The sequence below is a fragment of the Dinoroseobacter sp. S76 genome, from assembly GCF_049801095.1.
Taxonomy (GTDB): domain Bacteria; phylum Pseudomonadota; class Alphaproteobacteria; order Rhodobacterales; family Rhodobacteraceae; genus Dinoroseobacter.
On sequence record NZ_JBNAGH010000004.1, the window covers coordinates 203453 to 221479 of the forward strand.

Below are 18027 nucleotides of genomic sequence, written 5' to 3' on the forward strand. Positions count from 1 at the left end.
GGAGGGATCGACGACCAAGTACAACACAGCCCCATCCCCGTGCCGCCCAGGGCCGAAAGCCATCACCAACTACTGCGTCAACTGCCCGCAAAACACAGACACACGCCGAACGTCTCGCCACCCTGTGAGGTAAAGCGCGTGACAGGGAGGAAAACCGACGGAAACGAAGACACGCTCTAATCGATTGATGCTGTACAGATTGGGGTAGTGGCGGAGAGACAGGGATTCGAACCCTGGAGACGGTTTCCCGCCTACACACTTTCCAGGCGTGCGCCTTCGACCACTCGGCCACCTCTCCGTGAGGGGCGTCTTAGCGCCAAAGCCGGGGCGGTTGCAAGGGCAGAAGTGGGGTGTTTTGGGCCATCCTGTCGCGGGTGTCGCATGGTGCGGCCCTGTTGCCACGCCCTGCCCTGCGATGCCGCGCCTGGAACTGAGAAACCGGGCATGTCCCTTGCCCAAAAGCTGCGAGCGACGCGGGTCCGCGGCATCGTTCTTGAACGATGCCGCCCCCTTCAGCCCTCAGGAAACCTCTTCGAAGACCGAGGGCAGCCCACGCGGGGTGGTGTCGAGCCATTCCGGCACGGGCAAGCCCTTCTCGCGCAGGAAATCAGGATTATAGAGCTTGGACTGATACCGCGTGCCGTAGTCGCACAGGATGGTCACGATCGTGTGGCCCGGCCCCATATCCTTGGCCATACGGATCGCGCCCGCGATGTTGATGCCCGAGGACCCGCCGAGGCAGATCCCCTCTTCGCGCAGCAAGTCAAACACCAGCGGCAGCGCCTCGGCATCCGGGACGTTATAGGTGAAATCCGGCGTGAAGCCTTCGAGATTGGCGGTGATCCGCCCCTGCCCGATCCCTTCCGAGATCGACGAGCCCTCGGCCTTCAGCGCGCCATGGGCATAGTAGTGATAGAGTGCTGCGCCATCGGGATCCGCGAGCCCGACCTTCACGCCCTTGGGCTGGAGCGCCATGCCTACGCCCGCAACGGTCCCGCCGGAGCCTGCCGCACAGATGAACCCGTCGACCTTGCCGCCGGTCTGCTCCCAGATCTCGGGGCCCGTGGTCTCCACATGGGCCTGCCGGTTGGCCGTGTTGTCGAACTGGTTCGCCCAAACCGCGCCATTGGGCTCGGTCTTGGCCAGCTGCTCGGCCAGACGGCGCGAGTAGTGCACATAGTTATTGGGGTTGCGATAGGGCGCTGCGGGCACCTGTACCAATTCGGCACCGGCCAGACGCAGCATCTCCTTCTTTTCCTCGGACTGGGTCTCGGGGATGACGATTACGGTCTTGAACCCCATGGAGGCCCCGACCAGCGCGAGCCCGATCCCGGTATTGCCCGCCGTCCCCTCGACGATCGTCCCACCCGGCTGCAGCGCGCCCCGCGCCACCGCATCGCGAATGATATAGAGTGCTGCGCGATCCTTGACGGACTGGCCCGGGTTGAGGAATTCCGCCTTGCCCAGGATCTCGCAACCGGTCGCCTCACTGGCGGCGTTCAGCCGGATCAGCGGTGTGTGGCCAATGGCCTCCGCAAGGTCCTTGTAGGTCTGCATGGCGATCTCCCTTTCGCGCGGTGTTCGAGTGATACGCCCGGGCCGGGCGGACCTCAAGGCCTCGCGCACAGGGCGGTCACGGGCGCGGCACCGCGCGCAGCATCTCGCGATCCGCCGCCAGTCGCAGGGCCGAGATCATGAGCGGTCCGTTCTGGATCCGACCGTCCCGTGTCATCGCCATGAGATCGTCGAACTCCACCAAGAGCGCCCGGATATCCTCGGCCTCGGCGGCCACGCCAAAGAGCCCCGCCGCACTGTCCGGTAAATCCGTGAGCCCGATGTAAGAGGCGAGGTATTCGGTCACCGCCCCGGGCGACGGGTAGTAGGAGCCGATATGCTCCAGATGCCAGAGGGTCAGCCCCGCCTCCTCCCGCGCTTCGCGGTGAACGGCTTCCTCCCAGGTCTCGCCACCATCGACACGGCCCGCCACGGCCTCCAGCGTCCAGGGCTGGGCATCGCCGCGCACATGGGGGCCGACGCGAAACTGGTCGACCAGCAGCACCCGGTCGCGCAGCGGGTCATAGGGCAGCAGCGTCACCGCATCGACCGACACAAAGGCCACCCGGCTGACAACCGGGCTCTGCCCGCCATTGAAGCTGGGATAGCTGAGATGGTGCTCTTCGAGGCGAAAAAAACCGTTATAGCCGATCTCCATCCGTTCGGTGCGGATCTGCGCCGGGTCCGGCAGTCCGGCGCGCCGGGGCGCGGGACGTTCCCGCGCGGCGATCCGGGACTGGGCGCGCGCCTCCATCACGGGCCAGAGCGCAGCCATCTCCGCCGGGCTGAGGCTGCCATGATAGCTCATGGCCTCAACGGCTGTCTCTCGGGTGATCGGACCGTAGCGGTCTTGCCAGGCTGCCAGATCCCACGCACCGCCAGGGGCAAGGCTTGGCCCATCGGGACGGTAAAGCGCGGCCATCACCCTGCTGCCATCCTCCAGGACGACCTCTGCCGTCTCGCGGGCATAGCCAAAGCCCAGCTCATAGAAATCCAGCCGGGAGAGGTCCCCCTCCGACAGCCCCTCGATCACCAGCCCCTCGGCTCGGTCCTCAGGCCCTGCGGGCAAACAGATCGGAAAATCATGTCCCTCAGCCTGAAAGACCGCCGCCCCGGGCAGCGCCGCCGCGCGGGTCTCGGCCACGCGGTCCAGAACCAGCTCCAGCAGCGCCGGATCGCGCAGGGTGCCGAACACAAAGAGGCGCGTCATGCCATCAAATGCCTTATTCAAACGTGTAGCCAGCCCAGCGGACAAAGACCGCGCCCGTGACAATCCCCAAGGCCAGCACCGTCAGCACCGGCCCCTGTATGGCCATCTGACCGAAATAGAGCATCAGGTTCGCCACATCCGTCACCGCCTCGATGGGCCCGTCATAGCGCAGCTTGATGGAGCGTTGATAGGCCTCTTCGCCCGCGATCAGAAAGAGCGTCGCCGCCAGCATCATCGAGACAGTCCGCACCGAAAGCGTCAGCGCCTGTCGCAGGGTGCCGCCGACCTGAGTGCCCGCCATCCGCCAGCCGAACCAGATGCCCGACAAGGTCGCGAGCGGCAAGAGCGCCCCAGCCTGCCGCCCGTCCGGCAGGCCCGGGATCCCGATCCACGCCGCCAGCGCACCGGTCAGTCCGAAAATGATTGCCCCGATCAGTTTTGCGCCTGTCGGCATGACGCCCTCTTGTCTGCCCTCACCCCGGTTTGGTCACGGTGATCTGCGTCACATCGCAGTTCCCGTAATGGAAGGTGGCAGCACAAGATGTCAGATAAAAGTTCCACATGCGGCGAAATCTGTCATCAAAGCCCAAAGACGAGACATCGTCCCAGCGCTCGTTGAAGGTTTCGTGCCAGCGGCGCAGGGTCTGGCTGTAGCTTTCGCCGAACTCGATAGAGCGTTTCACTTCGAGCCCCGCGCGCCGCACCTGATCGCGCAGCACGGTCGGACCAGGGAGCATGCCGCCCGGGAAGATGTATTTCTGGATGAAATCCACGCCCTTGCGATAGGTCTCGAATTTCGCATCCTTGACGGTGATGATCTGGAGCGTCGCGTGGCGACCCGGGCGCAACCGATCGCGCAGGGTGTCGAAGTAGACCGGCCAATATTTCTCGCCCACGGCCTCGAACATCTCGATGGAGGCAATCCCGTCATAGAGCCCGCGCTCGTCGCGATAATCCTGCAGCTTGATCTCGACCTGATCCGATAGGCCCGCCTTGGCGATCCGCGCCACCGCGTAGTCATATTGCGCCTGGCTGATGGTGAGGCCCGTGACCTTGAGCCCGCGCTCCTTGGCGGCGTATTCCGCGAACCCGCCCCAGCCGCAGCCAATCTCCAGCACATGGTCGCCCGGGGCCGCGCCCATCTCGTCGACCATGGAGGCGTATTTGCGCTGCTGGGCGGCCTCGGTGCTCTCCTGACCCGTCTCGAACATGGCCGAAGAATAGGTCATCGTATCGTCGAGCCAGAGCCCGTAGAACTCGTTGCCCAGATCGTAGTGGGCCGAGATGTTCTTCTTGGCCTGTTTCTTGCTGTTGGATTGCAGCCAGAAGCGCAGCTTCTCCACCGCGCGCACCACGGCAAAGCCCGTATAGCCGTCAAAGAGCGCCTCGTTATCGGCGCTGATCAGATCCATGAAGGCCTGCAGATCCGGCGTGCTCCACCAGCCATCGAGATAGGCGTCGCAGAAGCCGAGCTCGCCCTCGCGGATCAGCCGGCCGAACACGTCGTCATTATGGATCACCAGCTCGGCCACGGGACCCGGATGCGCGCCCTCGACCCGGAACCGCCGCCCATCGGCGAGGATGAAATCCAGGCGCCCATGCTCGATCTTTGCGGCAGTGTCGAACGCAGCCTGAAAATACCGGGGCAGATTGGATTGCCCCTTGGGGCTGGTCAGGATCGTGTCGGCAGCGCCTTTGGTTCCAGCAAGCAGTGTCATTTAGGTCCTCGGCTATGGCCCGAGCGGGGCAGTCAAAAACGCCCCCGATTCAAGGACGTGCTCTCTTGTCGTAGGGGGTTTACACCAATGGTGTCAATTATGCGGCGGCCCGGCGGGCCTGATAAGCCTCGAGCGCGCGCTTTCGGCCCGCCTCCAGCGAAACAATCGGGCTCGGATAGGGCTGATCAGGCGAGAGGCCCCAGGCGCGGGGAATGGCTTCGAAGTAGGAGAGCGCGGTGTCGCCCGGGCTCCCCTGCCCTTCGGCGATGAAGCGACGCTGATAGCTCTGGTCCCGGTCAAACTTGTCGAGCTGGGTGTCCGGGTTGAAGATCCGGAAATAGGGTGCCGCGTCCGGACCCGAGCCCGCCGCCCATTGCCAACCCATGGCATTGGCCGCCGGGTCCCAATCCACGAGGCAGTCATCGAACCAGGCCTGACCGACCCGCCAATGGGTCATCAGATGCTTGGTCAGATACGAGGCCACGATCATCCGCCCGCGATTGTGCATGGTGCCCGTGACATACATCTCGCGCATGGCCGCATCGACAAAGCGAATGCCCGTGCGGCCCTGGCGCCAGGCCTCCGCGTCGGCATTGTCTTCGCGCCATGGAAAGTCGTCCCATTCCTCGCGCCAATTGCTGTCGAGCAGGCGCGGCGTGTGCCATAGGAGGTGATAGGCAAACTCGCGCCAGACCAGCTCCTTGAGGAAGGTCTCGGCCCCGGCCTTCCCCTCCTCCATGGCGCGCCGGCCCGCGGCCCAGCAGGTGGCCGGGCTGATCTCGCCATAGGTCAGGTTCTCCGACAGGCGCGAGGTGCCCGGAACCCCGGGAATGTCCCGATCCGTGTCATAGGCCGCCACGCGCTGCGCGATAAAGGCCTCGAGCCGGGCCTGCGCCGCGTCCTCGCCCACGGCGAGATGGGGCTCCACGATGGCCGCGCCCCGGTTCATGGCCGCGCCGAGCGCCCAATCCTCTAGCGGATCCGAGGCAGGCCACGCAGTCGGCGCGGGGATGGCGGCGGGCTGCGGCAGGGGCGCGGGCATCTCGCGGGTCCGCACGGATTTCCAGAAAGGCGTATAGACCTTGTAGAACCCGCCCGTGCCGGTCTCGACCGTCCAAGGCTCGATCAGAAGATGCCCCGCATGGCTCTGGGCCTCGATGCCATCGGCCTTCAACCCGGATTTGACGCCCGTGTCCCGGGCAACCTGATCCGGATCATAGGCACGGCTCCAATGCACGGCGCGCGCCCCGGTCTCGGCGATCAGGGTGCGAAGCGCCTCAAGCGCGGGTCCCCGGCGCAGGATCAGCTCCGATCCCATCTCGCGCAGCCGCGCCTGCAGCGCTGCAATGCCGAGGCCAAAGCGCCATTTCGGCGCCGCGCCGAGGCCGTCGTGCAGATCGTCGCAGATGAAGACAGGGATAACCGGCGCACCCGAGGCGCAGACCGCCACCAGCGCGGCATTGTCCGACAGCCGCAAATCCCGGCGCACCCACCACAGGACCGGTGCCCTCTTGTCCGTCTCGCTCATCTCAACCCTCACGCGCGTCTCCGCTTGAGCGTGACATGGCGCGCCGGGATCGCAGGTCAAGCATTGGAGTGCAGGGAGCGTCGCGGCGGTCCGGCGCAGATCGGCACCACCGCGCAAATGCTTCACAAAACAGACAAAGCCCGGACCGCAAGGCCCGGGCTTTCAACACTTAAATCCGCTTCAGAGCCTGCGCTCAGGCGCGCACATCCACGACCACACGGCCTTTGACCTGCCCTTTGAGGATGTCCCGCCCGAGCTGCGGCAGGTCCGACAGGGTCGCCGGGTTTACCATCGCCTCGAGCTTGTCCATGGGCAGATGGGCCGCGATCTCGCCCCAGGCGCGGACACGGTTGTCATAGGGCTGCATCACGCTGTCGATCCCGAGCAGGTTCACACCCCGCAACAGGAACGGAATGACTGTCGCCGGCAGGCCCGCGCCCCCCGCGAGACCGACCGCAGCCACCGAGGCGCCGTACTGCATCTGGCCCAGCACGCGGGCCAGCATGGCGCCGCCCACCGCATCGACACAGCCCGCCCAAGTCTCGGATTCAAGCGGACGCTTCACGGTCTCGGCGACGTCCTCGCGCGCCACGATCTGGGTCGCGCCAAGGCTCTTGAGGTAGTCCGCCGTCTCGGGCCGCCCGGTGACGCCCGCCACCTCATAGCCCTTGGCCCCTAGGATCGCGGTGGCCACGGAGCCCACGCCCCCGGCCGCACCGGTCACAAGCACCGGACCCTGCCCCGGGGCGAGCCCGTGATCCTCCAGCGCCATGACCGCCAGCATCGAAGTGAAGCCCGCCGTACCCACGGCCATGGCCTGTTTCGTGCTCAGCCCCTCGGGCAGCGGCACAAGCCAGTCGGCCTTCACCCGGGCCTTCTCGGCATAGCCCCCCCAATAGGCCTCGCCCACGCGCCAGCCGGTCAGCACGACCTTGTCGCCCGGCTTGTAGCGGTCATCGTCGGAGGCCGAGACCGTACCGGCGAAATCGATCCCCGGCACATGGGGGTAGTTCCGCACAAGGCCACCACCCGGCCCGATGCAGAGCCCGTCCTTGTAATTCACCGTGGAGTACTCGACATCCACCGTCACCTCGCCCGCAGGCAGATCGTCGATCCCGATCTCCTCGACGGCGGCGACAGGTTTCTCGTCGCCCTCCTTGCGGACCACCAATGCTTTCATCTGAACTCTCCTTGAGTCGTGCTGCGACGCGCCGCGAATGGGCGTCGCCTAGTGCCAGAATGTGTCATGGACGACCGCCTCGCGGGCGCCGTCCTGGGTTTCGACGATGAGCTCGGTGCCCGGATCCCAATGGGTCATCCGCACCATGCCAATCGCCACGTTGGTCGAGAAATCCGGGGACCAGGCCGCCGAGGTCACCTGCCCCACGGGCCGCCCCTGGGCCAGCAGTGGCCAGGCCCGGTCGCAGAGCGGCACGGCCTCCCCGCGGATCTCGATCGGGCGGATCTGGCGGTTCGGGCCGTCCATGGCCACCCGCAAAAGCGCGTCGCGCCCGAGGCAGCCAATGGCGGTCTGGACATTGCAGAACCGCTCCAACCCGCATTCATAAGGGGTATTGGCGCGGGTCATATCGTTGCCGTAGCTGAGCAGCCCGCCTTCAATCCGCTCGATCCCGTTGGGACAGCCGGCACGGATCTCCAGATCCTCGCCCGCCGCCATGAACGCCTGCCAGAGGGGCATGCCCAGATCACTGCCCTCGACATAGATCTCGAAGCCGCCCTGCCGGGAGTAGCCCGAACGCGCAACCACCAGATCGCGGCCCTCGAACTGGAAGAAGCCGAAGCGGAAGAAGCGCAGCGCCACCGCATCCGCACCAAAGATCCGCGCGATCAGCGTATCCGCCAGAGGCCCCTGGACCGCGAGCGGCGAGACGTCGGGCTCCTCGACCAGCACCTCAAGCTGCCTTGCATTGGCCAGGGCCTTCACCCAGAGGAGCAGATCGCTGTCGGCGATGGAGATCCAGAACCGGTCCTCCGCCAGCTTGAGCGCCACGGGATCATTCAGCATCCCGCCGGTCTCATCGACCATGGGCACATAGAGGCACTGCCCCGGCAGCATCCCCCGCAAGTCCCGCGGCGTGAGCAGCTGCATCAGCTTGCCCGCATCGGGCCCGCGCAGCTCCACCTGCCGCTCGCAGGAGACATCCCAGAGCTGCACCTTGGACTTCAGGTGGTGGTAATCGGCCTCGACACTGTCGAACACCGTGGGCAGCAGCATGTGGTTATAGATCGTATAGGCCCGCACCCCGGCAGCCTCGACACCGTCGGAAAAGGGCGTGCGCCGCAACCGGCGCGATGGCGAAAGAAGATGGGTCATATCCCCTCCGGCATGACAAAGAGATCCGTATCCTCCGGGCGCGCGCCTGCGGCTGTGAGCATGGCGTGGATCTGACCCCGGTGATGGGTCTGGTGGTTGAAGAAATGCGCCACGCAAAGTGCAATCGGTCGCGTGACATCCGCCTTGAGCGCGCCGGAATACCAGCTCAGATCCCCGCCCAGCGCGGCCTCGTCCAGCCCGTCGGCCCAGTCGCGGATCATCGCATCCGCATCCGAACGCAGGTCGGTCAGCCGGTCCCACTCCTCGACAAAGCGGACGCTGTCGGTGATCCCGCCCTTGGGCTTGTCCCAGCCATCAAAGCGGCTCATCCAGAGCGTGTCGCCCCAGAGAAGGTGGGAAAATGTCTGCTGGATCGAGCCAAAGAAACTGCCGCGATACTTGGCGCGCTCCGCCTCGGACAGACCGGTGGCCGCCGCGATGAGCGACCCGTTCTGCCAGGCGTTGTAGCGCGCCATGGTGCGGCAGTATTCCGGCGTGATCACTTGCCTGGTCCCTGCCAGTGGATCGGGCAGATCTCGGCCGACTTGCCGCCGAAATCCCACATGCGCCCGTAATCGCGCACCCGGCTCTTGAGGCCCTTGGCCACGATGATATCCGGCCCCATCCAGTATTTCGAGTTCGACACCATGACCGGGTGGTTCGGATCCGCACCGCCGATCATCTCGATCTCGCCCTCGATCTTGCGGCCGATCTTGATCGAGCGGCGCGCGCCATCGGTGACGATTTCCACGGGCGCGCGTTCCGCGCCAACGATATCCGAGACCAGCAGGGTGAAGAGCCCCGTGGTCCCCCCCGCGGCGCCCGAGAAGATCTTGAGGATCCCGTTATAGGCCTTTTGGCTGGAGCGTTCGTCCACATAGGCCGCCACGCGCCAACCTCCCTCGGCCATGCGTCCGGGGATCTCGACCATCAGACCGACATTGAGACCCGACAGGCTCTCGCCCTCGAAATGCCCCTCATCAATGCGGATCGCCATCCATGCGTGGCAGTGCCCTTCCGTGGGCGGGTGCTTGCCCAGGGAGACCACGCAAGGGCAGAAAAGATCACAGGAGCAGTTCAGGAACAGCTCGCCCTTGATCTCCCAGTTTGTGGGCTCGGCCCGGCGCCGCCGCGGGTTCATCCGGGCGTCGATCCGCTCCATCACCTGCAGCCGGTCGCTCTTGCGCGCTTTCTTCACTGCCATGCCTCTCCCTCTCCGTTGCCGGGTGCCAGACCCGGTGATTATCCGACCGCCGCGAGGCCGATGACGGCCAGCCCGGCCACAATGAGTGCTGCACCCATGGGGCGGATCACGTATTCCCCGATCTGGGGCAGCTTCTCGAGCACCATGAACAGGGTCGCGAGCCCCATCCAGACAAGGCTCATGGTACCGCCAACAAAACCCAGCGCCATAAGGCCCCAGCAGCAGACGGCGCAAAACACGCCCAGCCCTGCCCCCATGCGCAACCCGCCGACAAAGCCTGTGCGCCAATGGCCGAGGAAGTATTGCATCGGCGCATGGCACACGCCGTGGCAGGTCGCCTTGAGGCGGCTGAACTGGAACGCCCCCACCGCCAGCAGCAAGACGCCCGCCGCCCAGAGCGAGTGGAACGCACCAAGCCCGTCCACGATCCCGGCCTGCAAGGCGACGAGTTGCAGCGCGGCCAGCGCGGCGGCCATCCCGACCCAAACCGCGAAATACCCCAACAGCACCCCGACCCAGCCGAGCCGCGTGCCATTGGCGGATTTGATCAGCGCGTCATAGGTGCCCATGGTCGGCACCATGGTGGGCAGCATCATCGCCGCCATCATGATCGCCCACATGGCAAAAAGCGTACCGAAGCTCTCCATCGGCATCATGTTCATGCCCACCGGGCGACCCCAGACATCGACGCCGCTCATCCGGGCCATGTCGAACATCACCCACCACGCCAGAAGGATGATGACGAACACCGTGAGCCAGGACAGGCTCCGCATGGATGCGCGCAGATAAGTCATGAATCCTCCCTCTTGCGGATCAGGATTTATCGGCGCAGACTAAATGTCAAACAATTAATGTCTGACATATGGAGCGGGCATGGACTATCAACTCGACCCGGGCCGTGACCTGGCCGTTCAGATCGCTGATGCGATCAAGGAGGCAATCCTGCGCGAGGACCTTCTGGTGGATGATCGCCTGCCCTCGGAGGCCGAGCTGTCCGAGCGGTTCGAGGTGTCCCGCCCAACCGTGCGCGAGGCACTGAAGCGGCTGGCGGCCCAGAACCTGATCCGGACCCAGCGCGGGGCGACGGGCGGGGCCTTTGTGAACCGGCTGAGCTTTGCCGAAGCTGCCGCGCAACAGGAGACCACAGCGACCCTCGTGCTCAGCATGAATGCCGTGGATTTCGAGACCGCCTGCGAGGCGCGCTTTGCGCTGGAACGCGCGGTGGCTCCGCTCGCTGCGGCCCGGCGAGAAGACGCGCATCTCGCGGCCATGAGCGCCGAGATCACCCGTCAGGCGGACCCGAGCCTGAGCGATACCGATTTTTGCGCCTCCGATGTGGCCTTTCACCGGGTGCTGGTGGAGGCCGCCGACAACCCGGTGCTGAGCTATCAGCTCGCTGGCGCGGTCGAGGGGATGCAACCCCTGATGAACATGATCACCTATACCGAGCGCTCTCGCGCGCGGATCGCGACGCTCCATGGTCGGATCCGCGACGGGATGGCCGCGCGGGACGGGGCCGCTGTGACCGCGGCCCTGTCGGATCTCGCCGATTACACCGCCGATCTGGGCAGCCAGATGCGCGCAAAACGGGCGGCGCGCTGAACGGGCCTGCCCCCGGTTGCTCTGCGTATTGCACCCACCGGGCGTTCTTTCTAACGTCGCGCCCGTATCGTTGATCTTGGAGCTTGGGACCCTGATGACCGCAGCCTTTCGCCTGACCGCCACCACCGCGCTTGTCGCGCTCGCCGCGCCGATCTGGGCCGCCGATGGCGATCTGATCGTTTTTGACTATGCCGGGTTCGAAGACCCCGCTTTCCACACCGCCTATACCGCGGCCCATGGGGACAGCCCGGAGTTTACCTTCTTTGGCGATGAGGAAGAGGCGTTTCAGAAGATCGTCTCCGGCTTCCAGCCCGATGTGAGCCATGTCTGCGCCGGCTCGGTGACGAAATGGGTCGAGAGCGGCATTCTCGAGCCCTGGGACGTTTCGCGCATCCCCTCCTACGGGGATCTGAACGCGAACCTCACCGGGCAGGACGTGACCGAGGGGATCGGCGATGTTTATTTCATCCCGGTCGACTTCGGCTCCACCGCCATCGCCTATAACACCGAGAAGGTGCCTGCGGCGGATGTCGCCACGCTCGAGATCTTCCGCAACCCGGCCTATAGCCAGATGCTGACACTGCCGGACAATGTGGACGACGCCTATGCGCTGGCCTATCTCGCCACGGGCACCACGAATTGGACAACGGCCACGGAGGCGCAATTCGACGCTGCCTCCGCCTGGCTGCGCGAGGTGCATCCGAACCTGCGCACCTACTGGACCGATCCGGGAGAATTGGCGCAGCTGCTGGCCTCGGGCGAAGTCGTCGCGGCCTGGGCGTGGAACGAGACCCTGCCGACCATGGCCGAGGAAGGTTTCCCGATCGGGTACCAGCAGGAAGCGGCAGAGGGATCTTCCCTCTGGCTCTGCGGCTATGTGAACCTCGCGAAAGGTCAGGGCTCCGAAGACAAGGCCTATGACTTCCTCAACGCGGTGCTCGACCCGAGCTCGACCCAGCCCCTGCTGGAGGCGGGCTATGGCCACTCCAACGCGGCGGCGATGACAGAGGTCGGGGCCGAGGCGCTGGCCGAGGTCGGTCTGGGCGAGGTGAACGCGCCCGTGCTCGCGCAGCTGCCCATGGATATGGACCTGCGTCAGAAGCAGTCGGAAACCTTTGAGCGGATCAAGGCCGGCTTCTAAGCCCCGCTTTTTTCGGAAATCAGGGACCACCGCGCTTTGGCGCGGTGTTTTCGTCTCAGGCGCGCCCTAGCTCCTTGCGAGACACCAAACGACACCGGACCCCATGATCGACATTCTGAACATCCTGATCGCCCTTCTCAGCATCGGCCTCGGCTGCTTTGGCTGGCTTGCCCCGAAATTCACCATGGAGGCGCTCGATCTCCAGCGCGGCGCCACCACCATGGGGGTGTCGGAAATCCGCGCCTCGGCGGGGGCGCTCTTTGTGGGGCTGGGGGTGGGCGCGCTGATCCTCGGCAGCCCCACGGCCTATGCCATGGTGGGCTTTGCCTGGGGCGGAGCGGCCATGGGGCGGCTCACCTCGCTCTTGCGGGACGAGGCCCCCACCCGCCGCACCTGGGGCTTTTTCGCGACCGAAGCGGTGGTGGCGGCCCTCGCGCTTGCGATCAACCTCTGATCCCTCTTTCAACTTCGCGCGCCTGCCCTTATGTTGGGTGCTGTCCTTCGGGACTATGGACATAAACGCGCTCGTAATAAGCGGATCGGACCCGGGGGCGGTACCCGGCGGCTCCACCAACATCCCCGTCGTTTGCGGGCAGATGGGGCCGAAACAGGATCGACGAACGTCTAAAGGGGTTAGCTTTGTCTCGGCTGGGTGCCACCGTTATCGGCCTAAATTGTACAGTTGCAAACGACAACCGTGCTCCGGTGGCCGTTGCTGCGTAAGCAGTAACAACACCGAAACTTAAGCCCTTGCGCCTAGCCGCGTAAGGCGGGGTCCGCTGGCACCTGGCAACAGAAGCCAGCATTTCCTCCCTCCAGATTGCCGGTCTTTAACCAAGATCAAGGTCGCAGCTGTCGCGTTGCGGCAAGGTTCCTCTGGCCCCTGTTCTTTGAATACCGGCATTTTCTCGGGAGGAGACTTTCATGCAACGACTGCTTTTGACCACATGCGCGGCCCTTTTGGCGGGGCTCGCCCCGGCGGCGGCGAGCACAATGGTGACCGTGATGATCGGCGACGACGATTGCTTTGGGCTTAACATCGCCTGCCCGGATTTCATCGCTGAACCCGCCGAGGCGGATCAGCCCTTTGACAATTCAACCGCGAGCGATCCGGCCAATCAGGATGTGTTCGGCGTGATCGGGCGCTCCTCGTTCGAGGTGATGCTCGATCTGACCGATCAGCGGATCTCGGATGTCACCCTGTCCGCACGGATCTGGGGGGCAGAGCTCGCCTCCTTCCCGCCGGGCACCCATCCGGGGCCGTTCGGCGATGCCTTTGCGGGCACACGGTTCATCGTGAATGGCGTGGATGTGGGCACCTATGCCGCCTCCACCGATTTCGGCCCGCAGACCATTGACCGGGTGGAGACGGTCTCTTTCGACGTGCTCGCGGGCACGCTGGTAACCGGGATCAACACGATCACGGTCATTCCCGAAGAGGATTTCATAGACGCGATCGGCCTGCCGGAAACCTATGCACTGGATTTCGTGGAGCTCAGCTATCACACCGCGCCGATCCCCTTGCCGGGCGGCCTGCCCCTGGGTCTGGGCGCGCTCTGTCTGCTGGGCTGGGTCGGGCGCGCGCGCCTCTCGCAGGGCCAATCTGCAGGATCGTGACGCGCGGCAACCGCGTGTGGGGCGCAATCTCGCGCCCCGCGCGCCCTGCCGCTCGCCCAGGCTCAAGGCAGCCGGCAGAAAAAACTGTTTCTATTTTAGTCAAAATCTGAGCATTCTGGGGCGTGGGTTAACGAGTGGAATGGTGGTTTCAACCTTACCTTGTATGGGAGACCCAGATGCGGCGTCTTTTTTCGATTTTGACGACAGCCTTCCTCGCCAGCGCCTCCGCGGCCTCGGCAACCACACTCACAACCATAACGTTCGGGGATAACGACTGCTTTGGCCTGAATGTCCCCTGCCCGGTCGGCATCGGATTGCCCCCGGCCATCCCATTCGACAACTCCGGCGGTCTGGACCCGGACAAGCAGGATATCTTCGGCGAGATCGGCATCGCCAGCTTCGATTTCGCCCTCGACCTGACGGGGCTCGTCGTCTCGAATGTGGAGCTCACGGCGAAATTCTGGGGCCTCGATCTCTTTGCGACCAGCCCGGCCAATGGCGGCACCTTCGGTGACGCATTCGAGGGCGCGCGCATTCAGGTGAACGGCACCGATGTGGGCACCTATTTCTCGGCGCCCACGGCGGATGGGCTCGGCCCGGTCCGCGTCGAAACGGTGATGTTCGATGTCATGGCCGACACGCTGGTCACGGGCACCAACACGATCACGATCATCCCGGAGCAGGACTTCCTGCAATTCGCGGGCCCCGGCTTCTCGGGCGAAGATGCCTATGCGATCGACTTTGTCGCGCTGAGCTATGAATTCGACAATGCGCCGACCACGGCGCCGGTGCCGCTGCCCGCGGGGCTGCCGCTCCTGCTCGGCGCCTTGGGTCTTTTGGGCTACAGCGCGCGCAAGCGCCGGAGCTGATCCGCGCCGCCGACCCCACATGACTTGAAACAGATGCCAAACCGCGCCTCCCGACCCCGTTCGGGGGGCGTTTTTTTATCCTTCACACAGATTGGGAGATTTCCTGTGTTCAAAACCTTTTGCAAATCCGTCGCACTTGTCGCCGCTCTGGGAAGTGGCGCCTTCGGCACCCTGACCGCCAGCCCCGCCAAGGCCGGGTTAGAGCCATTTATCGGAGAGATCATGCTCGTGGGCTTCAACTATTGTCCCCGCGGTTGGACCGAAGCGGCTGGGCAAATCCTGCAAATCGCGGACAATAACGCGCTCTTTGCGCTCTATGGGACAGTCTATGGAGGCGATGGCCGGACCACATTCGGACTGCCGGATCTGCGCGGGCGCGTGCCGGTCTCGCTCGGCCAGGGCGCTGGCCTCTCGAACCGCGCGCTCGGCCAGAAAGTCGGCGCGGAGACCACCACGCTGTCCGTCGACAACATGCCGCCCCACAATCACGGCGTCGCCGTTACGATCCAGGGCAATGCGGCCCCGGGGACATCGCCCTCCCCCGCCGGGGGCGTGCCAGCCCTGTCGCCAACCGCGTCAATCTATAGCGCGACCCCCAACACGCCCATGAACAGCGACATGGCCAGCGTGACCCAGAACACCGTTGGCAGCGGCACGCCCGCGAACAACATGCAGCCGACGCTTGTGCTGCGCTATTGCATCGCTCTGCAGGGCATCTTCCCCTCGCGCAACTGACCCTAGCCGGGCGAGCTCCGGGAGGGGCCGCCCATCCTCCCGGACTTGTGAGCGCATAGAGTGATTGCGCCCTGTCCCCGCTCGCGCCATGGTAGCGCCATGCAGATCCCCATGCGCCGCTTTTTAGCCCCCGCTCTGACCGCCGCTGCCCTGACCTGCGCGCCCGCAGTGCAGGCCTGCCAGACCGCTTTGCTGCTGGCGATTGATGTGTCGCAATCCATCGATGCCGCGGAATACCGGTTTCAGACCGAAGGTTTGGCCGAAGCGCTCGGGGATGCGGAGATCTCAGAGGCGCTGGTGCGCGGGCGCATGGCATTGGCCGTGATGCAATGGTCGGGGCGCGACGCGCAGCAGATCTCGATCCCCTGGACGCGAATGCATACGCCCGCCGATCTGGCGCTGTTTGCCGAGCGCGCGCGCAAGATGCCGCGGGCCTATATCATGTCGAACACCGCAGTGGGCGAGGCCCTGAGCACGGCCATGGCGCAATTTGCCGATGTGCCCGATTGCGCGCGCAAGGTGATCGATGTCTCGGGCGACGGACCGGACAATGCGGGCACCGATCCACGCGCCGCGCGCCGCACTGCCGAGCGTGCGGGGATCGAGATCAACGGGCTGGCCATCGAGTCCCTGGGCCTGTCGATCACCACTTACTTCAAGCGTTCGGTCATTACCCGGGGCGGCTTCGTCATGACCGCCCGCGGCTATCGCGACTATGCCCGCACCTTACGCGAGAAGATCCGCCGCGAGACCGCGCAGATCATGTTCTAGCCGCGCCCTGGACATTTCCCCCCCAGGCGCACCCGCCCCAAGCACACCGGCCCCGACACATCACAGGAGTCCCCATGATCGCTGTCATCTTCGAAGTCTACCCCGCCGAGGGCAAGACCGACCCCTATCTCGCCATGGCCGCCGAGATGCGCCCGCTGGTCGAAGAGATCGACGGCTTTCTCTCGGTCGAGCGGTTCGAGAGCCTCACGACCCCGGGCAAGCTCCTCTCGGTCTCCTTCTTTCGCGATGAGAAGGCGCTGGATGACTGGCGGCGCCTGACCAAGCACCGGCAGGCCCAGAAGGCCGGACGTGAAAGCATGTTCAGCGACTACCGGCTGCGCGTGGCCCATGTGCTGCGCGATTACGGCATGACGGACCGGGCCGAGGCGCCCGACGACAGTGTCGCGCTCCATGGTTGAGCGTCATGGGCCCGTGATCTCGCGGCGCTAGATCCGGTCCATGACCCCTGCCCCCTCCCTTGCCGAGCTGACCCGCGTTTTTGGACGGATCGGGCTTTTGTCCTTTGGCGGCCCCGCGGCCCAGATCGCCCTGATGCAGGAAGAGCTGGTGGAGGCGCGCCCCTGGTTGAGCCAACCGCAATTCCTGAACGCGCTCTCGTTCTGCATGCTCCTGCCGGGGCCGGAGGCGATGCAGCTTGCGACCTATGCGGGCTGGCGGCTGCGCGGGACCCTGGGCGGTGTGATCGCAGGTGGGCTCTTTGTGCTGCCGGGGGCCTGCGTGATCCTTGCACTGGCCTTTGCCTATGCCCTGCTGGGATCGGTGCCGCTGATCCAGGCTGTGTTTCTCGGGGTGCAGGCGGCGGTGGTGGTGATCGTGCTGAAAGCGCTGCTGGGGCTTGCGCGACGGACCCTGACCGCGCCGGACCGCTGGGCGCTGGCGGGGCTGAGCTTTGCGGCGCTCTTTGTGTTCGGCCTGCCCTTTCCGCTGATCATTGCGCTGGCGGCGGCCTATGGCGCGCTGCGGATCCGGGTGGCACCGCTGGAGCCTGCAGCCCCGAGCGCCCGCCCGCCGCACCCGGCCTGGGGGCGGATCGCTCTGTGGCTGACCGCTTGGCTGGCCCCGATCGCGATGCTCTGGGCCGTGGGCGCGAGCTTTCTGACGCAGATCGCGCTCTTTTTCGCCAAGCTCGCGGTGGTGACCTTTGGCGGGGCCTATGCGGTGCTGGCCTATATGACCCAGGAGGTCGTGTCCGAGCGCGGCTGGCTGGGACCGGAGCAGATGATCGACGCGCTGGGGCTGGCGGAAACCACGCCCGGGCCCCTGATCCTCGTGACCCAATTCGTCGGTTTTCTCGCCGGTTTCCTGCAGGGCGAACCCGGGCTTGCGGTGGCGGCAGCGCTTGTCACGCTCTGGGTGACCTTCGTGCCCTGCTTCCTGTGGATCTTCACCTTTGCGCCCTATGTGGATTGGATCGCCACGCGGCCCCGCCTGACCGGCGCGCTGCAGGGGATCACGGCGGCGGTGGTGGGCGTGATCCTGAACCTCGCGCTGTGGTTCGCGCTCCATGTGCTGTTTGACCGCCTGTCCCCGGTCGATCTGCCGGGGATCGCGCTGATTGTGCCGGAGCTCTCCTCCCTCGATGGGCGCGCGCTCTGTCTGACCCTGGCCGCAGCCTATCTCCTGCTGCGGCTCAAGCTCGGCATGCCTCTGGTTCTGGGCATCTGTGCGGCGCTGGCGGGTGGTCTCGCGCTTCTCTGAAAACCCTGGCGCGGAAACGCCCTT

19 protein-coding genes, 1 tRNA gene and 1 other RNA gene are annotated in these 18027 nt (G+C 65.3%); 10 read left to right on the plus strand and 11 right to left on the minus strand.

The features are described from left to right. Positions 1 to 208 precede the first annotated feature (208 nt). The 11 genes from ACP153_RS14125 to ACP153_RS14175 all read right to left on the minus strand — a co-directional run bounded on the left by ACP153_RS14125 (position 209) and on the right by ACP153_RS14175 (position 10343). A tRNA-Ser gene (locus ACP153_RS14125) sits at positions 209 to 298 on the minus strand. Positions 299 to 519: 221 nt separating this feature from the next. Then, entirely contained in the window at positions 520 to 1557 is a 1038-nt protein-coding gene (locus tag ACP153_RS14130) for a cysteine synthase A (RefSeq protein WP_424971650.1), read from the minus strand. Positions 1558 to 1633: 76 nt separating this feature from the next. Beyond that, positions 1634 to 2764, minus strand: a complete 1131-nt coding sequence (locus ACP153_RS14135; RefSeq protein WP_424971651.1) for a gamma-glutamylcyclotransferase — start codon at positions 2762 to 2764, stop codon at positions 1634 to 1636. A 13-nt stretch (positions 2765 to 2777) separates the two neighbouring features. After that, complete coding sequence (locus ACP153_RS14140; RefSeq protein ID WP_424971652.1) at positions 2778 to 3218, minus strand: TrgA family protein; 441 nt, start codon at positions 3216 to 3218, stop codon at positions 2778 to 2780. 19 nt (positions 3219 to 3237) lie between these two features. Continuing rightward, the gene (locus ACP153_RS14145) at positions 3238 to 4482 is read right to left on the minus strand and encodes a class I SAM-dependent methyltransferase (RefSeq protein WP_424971653.1); all 1245 of its coding nucleotides are present in this window, start codon (positions 4480 to 4482) and stop codon (positions 3238 to 3240) included. A 97-nt stretch (positions 4483 to 4579) separates the two neighbouring features. Then, positions 4580 to 6010, minus strand: a complete 1431-nt coding sequence (locus tag ACP153_RS14150) for a cryptochrome/photolyase family protein (RefSeq protein WP_424971654.1) — start codon at positions 6008 to 6010, stop codon at positions 4580 to 4582. Between the two features lie 193 nt (positions 6011 to 6203). Continuing rightward, positions 6204 to 7190 carry an acryloyl-CoA reductase gene (gene acuI, locus ACP153_RS14155; RefSeq protein WP_424971655.1) on the minus strand — a complete coding sequence of 329 codons (987 nt, stop codon included), beginning with the start codon at positions 7188 to 7190 and terminating at the stop codon, positions 6204 to 6206. A gap of 48 nt (positions 7191 to 7238) precedes the next feature. Further along, on the minus strand, positions 7239 to 8345 hold the full coding sequence (locus ACP153_RS14160; protein WP_424971656.1) for a dimethylsulfoniopropionate demethylase: 1107 nt from the start codon (positions 8343 to 8345) through the stop codon (positions 7239 to 7241). After that, positions 8342 to 8848: a DinB family protein gene (locus tag ACP153_RS14165; protein WP_424971657.1), complete on the minus strand. Its 507-nt coding sequence runs from the start codon at positions 8846 to 8848 to the stop codon at positions 8342 to 8344. Before ACP153_RS14165 ends, ACP153_RS14160 begins: the two co-directional genes overlap by 4 nt. Further along, the gene (locus ACP153_RS14170) at positions 8845 to 9549 is read right to left on the minus strand and encodes a DUF1326 domain-containing protein (RefSeq protein ID WP_424971658.1); all 705 of its coding nucleotides are present in this window, start codon (positions 9547 to 9549) and stop codon (positions 8845 to 8847) included. The genes ACP153_RS14165 and ACP153_RS14170 overlap by 4 nt, the downstream gene beginning before the upstream one ends. 38 nt (positions 9550 to 9587) lie before the next feature. Next, complete coding sequence (locus ACP153_RS14175) at positions 9588 to 10343, minus strand: DUF2182 domain-containing protein (protein WP_424971659.1); 756 nt, start codon at positions 10341 to 10343, stop codon at positions 9588 to 9590. Positions 10344 to 10422: 79 nt separating this feature from the next. Between ACP153_RS14175 and ACP153_RS14180 the strand changes: the two genes are divergently transcribed. The 10 genes from ACP153_RS14180 (at position 10423) to chrA (ending at position 18003) form a co-directional block, all read left to right on the plus strand. Then, positions 10423 to 11151, plus strand: coding sequence for a FadR/GntR family transcriptional regulator (locus tag ACP153_RS14180; protein WP_424971660.1), 729 nt, complete (start codon positions 10423 to 10425; stop codon positions 11149 to 11151). Positions 11152 to 11245: 94 nt separating this feature from the next. Then, positions 11246 to 12292, plus strand: coding sequence for an extracellular solute-binding protein (locus ACP153_RS14185; protein ID WP_424971661.1), 1047 nt, complete (start codon positions 11246 to 11248; stop codon positions 12290 to 12292). Positions 12293 to 12395: 103 nt separating this feature from the next. Then, complete coding sequence (locus tag ACP153_RS14190; RefSeq protein WP_424971662.1) at positions 12396 to 12746, plus strand: DUF4345 family protein; 351 nt, start codon at positions 12396 to 12398, stop codon at positions 12744 to 12746. Positions 12747 to 12748: 2 nt separating this feature from the next. Continuing rightward, positions 12749 to 13099: a transfer-messenger RNA gene (gene ssrA, locus ACP153_RS14195) on the plus strand. A gap of 117 nt (positions 13100 to 13216) precedes the next feature. Beyond that, positions 13217 to 13909, plus strand: a complete 693-nt coding sequence (locus ACP153_RS14200) for a hypothetical protein (protein WP_424971663.1) — start codon at positions 13217 to 13219, stop codon at positions 13907 to 13909. Between the two features lie 176 nt (positions 13910 to 14085). Continuing rightward, positions 14086 to 14778 (plus strand): hypothetical protein, encoded by a 693-nt coding sequence (locus ACP153_RS14205; RefSeq protein ID WP_424971664.1) that lies wholly within the window; start codon positions 14086 to 14088, stop codon positions 14776 to 14778. A gap of 105 nt (positions 14779 to 14883) precedes the next feature. Next, positions 14884 to 15513 (plus strand): phage tail protein, encoded by a 630-nt coding sequence (locus tag ACP153_RS14210; protein ID WP_424971665.1) that lies wholly within the window; start codon positions 14884 to 14886, stop codon positions 15511 to 15513. Between the two features lie 111 nt (positions 15514 to 15624). Continuing rightward, the gene (locus tag ACP153_RS14215; RefSeq protein WP_424971802.1) at positions 15625 to 16284 is read left to right on the plus strand and encodes a DUF1194 domain-containing protein; all 660 of its coding nucleotides are present in this window, start codon (positions 15625 to 15627) and stop codon (positions 16282 to 16284) included. Between the two features lie 74 nt (positions 16285 to 16358). After that, the gene (locus tag ACP153_RS14220) at positions 16359 to 16703 is read left to right on the plus strand and encodes an antibiotic biosynthesis monooxygenase family protein (protein WP_424971666.1); all 345 of its coding nucleotides are present in this window, start codon (positions 16359 to 16361) and stop codon (positions 16701 to 16703) included. Positions 16704 to 16743: 40 nt separating this feature from the next. Then, positions 16744 to 18003: a chromate efflux transporter gene (gene chrA, locus ACP153_RS14225; RefSeq protein ID WP_424971667.1), complete on the plus strand. Its 1260-nt coding sequence runs from the start codon at positions 16744 to 16746 to the stop codon at positions 18001 to 18003. Positions 18004 to 18027: the final 24 nt, after the last annotated feature.